1 pseudogene is annotated in these 620 nt (G+C 70.2%); it reads left to right on the top strand.

What is annotated here, in order from left to right:
• Positions 1-532 (top strand): annotated as a pseudogene (locus sphsw_RS18490) (hypothetical protein); the annotation flags it as partial.
• Positions 533-620: the final 88 nt, after the last annotated feature.

Genomic DNA, 620 nt, shown 5'->3' with positions numbered 1-620 from the left:
TCCCGACGCGCCGCCACGCCGGCCGATGACCGCGGCCGATCTCGGCACGCCGATGATGGAGGTGACCGCGGCGAACCCGGTCACGCTCGAGCGATCGATCCCCGCGGACCTCGACCAGCCGCTCGCGGCGTTCGACCCGCATGCGATCCTGCCGGTGCCGATGGCGCCGATCCGGCCGGTCACGCCGCTGGTGCAGGCCGAGGCGGCGCCGGTCGCGTCAGCCGCTCCGGTGGAAGACGATGAGCGGGTCGTAGCATTAGCTGACGAATCCGTCGCGATCGACGAGCCGGTGGAGGCCGCGACGGTCCCGATCATGGTGAGCGAGCCGGTCGCACCGCGGGTCTCGGTGGCTTGGTCAGCGCCATCGTCGGCTCCACCGTCAGTTGGCGCCGTCAACGGTGCGGCGCGCCATGAGCCGCGTCTGGTCGATACGCCGGCGCCGGCTGCATCGCCGTCACCGCCTTCGATCGAGTCGCTGTTGCGGCGGCTGGAGCAGGGTGCGACCCGGCGGCGTCAGGCGACATCGGGCTGACATACCGCGACCGCGTGAAACCGCTGTTGATACGAAGAAACCTCTGATACCGATTGCTCGAAAACGACGGTCGGAGGGGTCATGGCGC

The sequence above is a fragment of the Sphingomonas sp. FUKUSWIS1 genome (assembly GCF_000733135.1).
In the GTDB taxonomy this organism is placed as follows: Bacteria; Pseudomonadota; Alphaproteobacteria; order Sphingomonadales; family Sphingomonadaceae; genus Sphingomonas; species Sphingomonas aerolata.
Note: the sequence above shows the minus strand (reverse complement) of the source record. Positions and strands in the feature narration are given on the sequence as shown.